This is a genomic window from Chitinophaga silvatica, from assembly GCF_003419895.1.
Taxonomy (GTDB): Bacteria; Bacteroidota; Bacteroidia; order Chitinophagales; family Chitinophagaceae; genus Chitinophaga; species Chitinophaga silvatica.
In genome coordinates this window covers 532640-540468 of record NZ_QPMM01000007.1, presented here as the reverse complement: position 1 = coordinate 540468, position 7829 = coordinate 532640, and the positions used below count along the sequence as shown (strand labels likewise).

Here is a 7829-nt window from a genome sequence, read left to right as displayed (position 1 = left end):
CCGTCCGAATATGAAGTAACGCAGGCCCTGTTGACGTTTGTGATCCAATTGCATCAAAAGATTCAACTTTACCATCTACAATCTTAATTTCACCAACTACTAAAGCTATGTGGCTATTATTTTTGAATGTTACAAAATCCCCAGGCCGCAGATCATTCATATCAATCTTTCTTGAGTTTTTCGCAATATTATTTACACCATTCTGATCCCCTTGATTCGGGTCAGCTAATCCTGCTGCAGTAATTGCTTGCGAAACCAATCCGGAACAATCAACTGGCTCACCTGGCCCTCCCTTTTTGCCTAAAACGTACGAAGATGAGGTATTACTACTCTCTTTTTTATACTCATTAGCTTTTGCTATTGCTTTTTTTCTTTCATCCTCAGTATCTCCCAAAAAATCTGACAATCTAATAGGATTATTCAAGAAAGCGCTGTAATTACTTCTCCATTCATCAGCTTTCGGATCTAAATTCCATCTTCTCCCTATCCTCGGATCATACTCCCAAAACTGAGCAGTATAACTATTTCCCTCTCCCTTTATTTCATCACTTTTTTCCTGCCCATTAAACCCATACCTATACGTTCCACTCAAGCTATAATTCCGTCCAACCTGCTGCATTCCAAATGGAGCATAATCGGTCATGTTATAGATAGTGGAAGGTACATCGGAGATAGTAGCCAGTACATTACCAAGATGATTCGTTAGTTCATAACGAATACGGTTACTTTGGTTCCAGATTGTTGTAGCACTACCTGGAGTTCCGGTAACCTGCATTTCCGGAACAAACATTCCTAATCTGCTGCTACCATAAAGATGTTGTTCTTTCCAGAAGGTTTGAGCTCCTCCATTATTACTGTAAACAGAAAGTACATTACCCTGAGGATCACGAATGTACCAGGTTTTCGTGGTTACACCCGATTTCGTGTACTCTTTATAGATTCGGTTACCAGCTGCATCATACTTATATAGCAAAGAACTACCGTCATTAAAGGTAATGTTTTTAATCTTGCCATAAACCGACCAGTTAATACTTGTAATATTTTCAGACCTGTCACTGATCAGATTTCCAATTTGATCATATTGATAATTACCTGGTGTCATGTTATCAATATCCATTGGATAAGCTCCAGAACTAACATCATCAGTAATATAATCTAACTTGTTGGCGATCAGCTTACCATTTCCATCTCTCGGATAGTTGTATTTCATATTATCCATTGGAGTAGAGATGCTGCTGATACCATTTCTAAAGTAGCTTAAAATATTACCGTTTCCATCATATCTCAATTCTTCACGGTAGTTGTCTGTTTTACTACTTGCATCCCAGGTGGTTGCCCCAGCAACAGGTAAATGCTGCGACATTCTGAGTAAACGGTTCAACTCATCGTACCTGTAACTATAGCCGACAGGGTTACCGCCATTAAATTGCGACAATGCCATCGTTGATCGACTGATATTACCATTATACAAATTCTGACCGGTAACATCTGTGATATTATTTGTATACTTAAGGCTTAATGCCTTAGCTGCAACTCCTCCGATTGGTTTAAAATCGCCCGTGAAATAGTCTAGTGTGAATGCCGCCGCATCCTTGGCAAATGTACTGGTTGGCCCGCCAGCCACAGCATCCTGACCTATATCATTTGCCGGAGTAAGGCCTGTTCCATTAACTGCTTTCAACCAACCCTGCAATGTATATGCATAATCGATACCCTGCACAAGGTTTTTCCCTAATTCTATACGTGCTAACGGACCATGTTTATAGTACAGATAGTGTACATCATTAGTTCCCGGAGCAGTAGCACCTGTACCTGGCACCGTCCAGTTATCGCCACTATGAGTTACTCCGGTTTTCGCAGAAACTATTCTATTTTCTGCATCATAGCCATAGTTATAGAAAAACTGGTCTGGTTTACTCTGTTGGAATCTAAGTGCATTTATTTTACCGCTTACCAGATCAAAGTTGTAATCCAGTTGTTTCATTTCGTATAACCCGTATAACTTCTGCCATAAGGTTTTCACATTCCCTAAAAGGTCATAGCTATAATACGTAGCTTGTTCGTCTGTGCCTGTGGATTCCTGGTAGATGCTGGCAGCCACACGTTTACGCAGATTATCCTGTGGATATTGACTGTAAGTAAGTACAGGTACATCATATAACGTTTTGGTAATCTGGCTATTTGTGCCACTTGCCAAAAACAGATTTACAGAATCGGCAGGTACAAAATGCGGAGTAGAAATACTCAGTCCACTATTCTTCTCTCCGACTTCAATTATTCTACCAAGCGCATCATACTTTGTATAACTAAATTTATTCGTTCCAAGCACCTGATTAGCATTACGGGAAGCAAACAAACGCCCTGTCTGATCGTACCAGAAATAACTGGTATTGGCATCTGGAGTGTACTGCTGAACTAACCCTCCTAATGAATTATAGGCATAATCGGTAGTTAACCTGTGTTTTGGATAGATTAAAGATGTTTGTACCTCTACTGTTCCTCCATCCGGAATAGTAGTTGGACCACCCGCCAAAGGTAAATTAAACCTTCCCCAGGTAATAGTATCCTTCAATAATCCGGCACTATAAGCAGCAGCTAAGCCCATACAATTCTCCTTGGCATTGGCCGCAATTTCCGCTGTAGTCATCAGACGCTTATACATCCTTATCTGTTTCAAATAAGCCAAATTCTGACTATATATTGCGTTGCCGGTAGTAGCAGACGTAATATCCCATCCACAACCTAAAGCAGGCGCATTAGAAACGGCAGGGCAACTAACTCCATTAACGTATACACTTATTGCTCCACTACTATCAAGATCAGGCCCTTGCAGCACAACATGCGTCCATACATTGAGCGGAGATACCGCGCTGATGTTGGCATCAACTGAATTAGAAGCTACTAATTCTACTCCCCCTGGCGATACCGGATTAAGTTTATAAATAGAGGCATGTAAATAACCAGCATCTATACAAACATTTATGAAAGCCTTATTTCCGGTATTAGTCATTACCTGAGTAGCGCCATTATCCGAATTATATAACCAGAGTTCTATCGACTGATTAGTTCCGGTTAAAGCATTTCCTAACCTGTCTAATGTAGTATCCTTATTGGTATTATTTACTGGTCCGTTGTAGGTACAGTTAGAATAATCAGCATTTCTGGCCTTTTCTACCTGCAACAATGAATTATCATCCAATATCTCTACTCCTTCCGGCGGCACTGTACGTAATAGATTGCCAGCCTGGTCGTAGTAATATAGGGTATGATGATAGATTTGCTGAGAGGTGTTCAGAGATACTTTTGTTTTGGCAGCTTTACAAATATTGACATACTGCTTACGGAAATCCTGTTTTACCGAATCAATATATTGTACATATAATCTCTTTCCTCCTTCAACAGAGTTATCAATGATATTATACATACAGGTATAAGGATCTGGTGTTACCGTTGAATATATCGGGCTGTTACACAATAAGGCACCTGAGGTTGTCTGCAATAATATCCTGTAATTATCATAATCAGCAAATGACATTGTAAAACCCCATTTCTGATTCAAATAATTACGATACACAGTTTCATAGTTTGCATTCGTAGAATCCAAACTATTGTTAAGGTCTGTTTTAAGACTATTTCTGGCATTCCAGAATTCATTTGCTGTTATACAACCTTTTGCTTTATTATCGATGAATACAGGTAGTTCAATTTGTCTGTCCAGTAGGTAACGGCAATTATTACAGCCTTTCATCAAAGCATCCAGCTCTGCCGAAGAAAGCTTCATGAAACTACCATATTTACTAACCAGATAATTATAGAAAGTAGCAGTAGGTTGTTGGGCTTGCTGTTCAAGCTTCAGATCATTCAGTCGCTTGCAGATCTCAGGATTTGTTCTGAAAACCTGTTTAGTAAATATTTGCGCCTCCACATTTGCGGCTGTAGGTACGTCTGCCAGCCATGGATTACAGTTCATTGTATAGGTAGGCAAATAACGTTTGATTACCTGCTGAAACGAAGTATCTCCATCACTATTTTTCTTACCACCAATAGTGGAACTGGAACCAAGCATGTGAGTGGTATCTGATCCCAACATGCAAATTTCAGTGAGTTTAGTTTTGAGAGTAGTTTTAGTGCCTTCCGTCAGACAAGTCATCTTAGCCAACAGATTATCTACATACGAATCACAATTGGCCTTATAAAACTTATTAGTCTCGGTTCTTGCCTCTGTTAAATACGAAGCGGTATCTGTCGACAACGTTGTAGAATAATTTACGTTTCCAATTCTGCTTACCTTATTATTTAGGTTTAATGGACAGTTTCTATATCCAGAAGATAAACGACAGGTAAGTTCTGAAATATAAAAATCTGTATAGTTGTCCGGAGCAGTAAAATCTTCCGTTGAGCTGCTATAGAATCTTAACTCAGGCGACGCGAAATTGGAAGAATTAGGATTGTATCTGTCAACTCCCGTTAAATACATTATCGTTATCAAGCCTGGAGCGCGAGGAGGCATATTATTGTCATATGCAACTGTTACTTTTCTCCAACCACCCGATGGTGGATCTACAATTATCTTATAGGGATTATTCTCGAGAGTTATATCCTCACACGTAAGATATCTAGTTGGATAAATTAATTTTCCATTTGCAGACCTTGTACCACCAGGCTTGCACTTACCACCACAATAAGCAGTACTAGCCTCCATCGCTTTCTGGTAGTATCTATCTTTCAATTCTAAGTAGGCTTGCACATATGCCTGCCATTGCATATCTGGTACCCTGCAATTAGCATCCGGGGAGCAATTATTCCAGCTTACCAATAAATCAGTTTTGGCACCGGTGTTGGTGGTACCATTAACATCAGAACAATAAAGTTGAAAGTCGATATATTGGGAAAGATTCTTAGCGTAGTAGCGTGAATCGGTAAATGGAAGAATATTCTTACTATAATTATCCAAATCTGCTTTAAATGCAGTATAATAAGTTGCACCCATACCACCTGATGCAAAAAACGGGTCTGCCCCTAATAGCCATGAACCATTAGTTGTACTGTAAGATAAACCAGATTGAATTTTCAATATATCCGCAGCCGTAGTATAAATTTCCTGGATTTTTTTATCCCATAGTTTGGAACTACTATTGTCAATACAAAATTGTAATGCACAGTTTTCAGGATGATATTTCACAAATCGTTCTGCCCATTCCGGTTGCCAATAATTGACTAACTGCCTCAATGTAAAAGATGCATCGTAAGGAGAGGTTACTGTGCCATCTTCCAACACAATTTTATTAGCCTGGTAATCAGCATCTGTTGAGGATCTGACAGGGAATTCAATCCTGAAATTATTACTCAATACATTTATATCTGTCTCCAATGGCTGACCGGCATTATCAAATAATGCATACTGGCCACCCGGGCTAACATCCCCCATTAACGCACTTTTTAGTGCATCACAAGGAGAACCACAATTGGCACGGATCAATTGGCAATTATTATACAAAGCATCATATAAATCACCAGCCCAGGTATTGATACTTGTAAGATTAACAAGGGTATCTACAGCATCACGGAATAAACGGGAACGAATACTCTGCATAAAACCTGCTTTTGTTCCCAGTGCTTCCTGACAGGTAGTACATTCAGAAAAACAGCCTGAGAAATTTTCTTTCTTCAACTGCTCCAGCACAAACTGATATTCTGTTTTGAGATTTGTATTATTCTTAATAAAATCGTTAGTATAATTATTTATTACATCCTTATTTAAAGCTAATTCAAATGTGATGTAATATTCACCGATCTTATTAAATGGTACAGTAAAGGTAGTATCACTTGTGCCGGTAACATTACAGTTGGCAATTGCACTACCTCTGCTTATATTACTCTTATCCAGTATAACATTATTACAATCATCTTTTACCCTGATAACTACATCATAATAACAGTTACTACAGATTGTAACATTATTCTGTGAATATTTCTTAACCAATTGTTCAAGGCTAAAGGTAAATGAGGCTGAAGGATCCGGTACAGAAGCCAGATAGGTAGTCGTAGCCGAAAGCTTTAACGACTGTGCATCAAATGAAAATCTCTCTGGTTGTAACAACACAATACTCTTCTTTACTGCTGCAGGTTTGGATGCGAGTGGTAATAATGAGGTATCGGGATTACTTCCTGTAAACGCTGTGGCAATTGTTTTTCCCGAAGCATTCAAATAAGAAATACTGATTTGACCATTAGGATCTATCACCATATTCTTCAGATAGTGATCTGCATATCCAACATCATTTCCGAAAAGTCGGTCCAGCTCCCACTGTTCAGGTTTTCCGTAGTAGTTACGGGTAGTATGATTTGTAGCAGTATTGGTGGTTGGCTGAAAAGTAAGTCCAACTCCTCCCTGTGTTGCTACTCTCCCCGTATTATCAGGAGTGTACGAGGTTACAGCCAATGGATACCCTTCCGCATCAGGGATATATTTATTAAAAGGAGAAGTATTAATAAAAGGATTATTGGCAGAATAATATTTTGAGGCTCCGCTGGTATTGCTCATGGCATCAGGAGTACCCAGACAATTAGCTACTGTTCCTTTCAATACATTAGTATAGGTATAATTACCATTGAAGGCCGGATAATAAGTCAATATACTATTATTGGTAGGCGCTGGCAAAATGTTGGCAACGGCGCGTCCAAACTGATCGTAAATATTTTCCTGAACAATTGCCGTAGCTTCAGTATTATTAACGGTAACTACCTGACGGTTACGTAAGGTTCCGTCGAAATAGCTTACGACCTCCTTTTTCTTCCCCTCCTCGGCATATGTTGCGCTATATTGCCAGTTCAGCGTAGGTTGATGCCAGGTAGTTGATAAAATAACCACTCCCGGCGCCACAGTGCCATCCTGATTAATCTGGTAACTCCAGTCGCCCTCTACACGGGTATCGCCACTTTCATCTACGGTACGCATTCTAAGCAACAGGTACTTATGATTGTGGACCAACGAAATCGTATAGGTATTGGAAGAAACAGTTACTCTGCTTGAATTATTTTTAAACATCGTTGCCAATACAGCAGCGGAGGTTCCAGTTCCTGATTGATTAAGAATTTTGCCATTAGCCGATTCTTCATCAATAAAAGTCCATTCAAGGTCGGCTTTTTGTGAGCCAGGTAAGGTAGTCCATGCAACCGTTACTGCATTGGGTGTTGTAGTGATTGCAGCCAAAGTAGTCATTCCACCGTTCGCTGGAGCAGCTCCATCTGAAATCAGCGATACAAATGGTATCAACTGCTGGTCTCCGGAAGACAGATAATCCCTGTTTACTATAATGCCAGCCTGAAGGATAAAGACATCAGGCAACTCAGATAATTCAGGGCTGCTAATATCATTGATCGTTACTTTAATTTTATAGGCATTATTGAAATCGTATTGGGTTGTTTGCTGAAAGTTGGCACCCACGGCTGTATCATAATTTACCTCCAGATTCACATGCTCTATAGTAATTGGAAGCGCCTGGTTGGGTTGATTCCAGTACTCAATTTTCAGGTCTGCCTTACAGGTAAAAGGTTTACCGATACCAATGGCCTTTTGTGCATTTATCGACAAAAAGACTGAGTTCAGTACACTATTATTTCTTATAAGATTCCAATCGTATGATGGATTTTCAAACTTCTCATCTTTGATGAGCAGCACATCACCTTTCTTCAACTTCCCTTCCAGTTTTTGCATATATGGTTCTGTTGCTGCAATAGCATCAACACTCATTATACATATGAGAAGGAAGGCAATCCAAAAGGTAGCTGATCGTTTCAGGCTTCTAAACAATGCCATATTCTAAAAT

1 protein-coding gene is annotated in these 7829 nt (G+C 39.5%); it reads right to left on the bottom strand.

All coding sequences use genetic code 11. The features are described 5' to 3' along the window. Positions 1-7819: DUF6443 domain-containing protein (locus tag DVR12_RS15535; protein ID WP_147323468.1), on the bottom strand; the 7819-nt coding region annotated here is incomplete at its 3' end. Between the last annotated feature and the right edge of the window lie 10 nt (positions 7820-7829).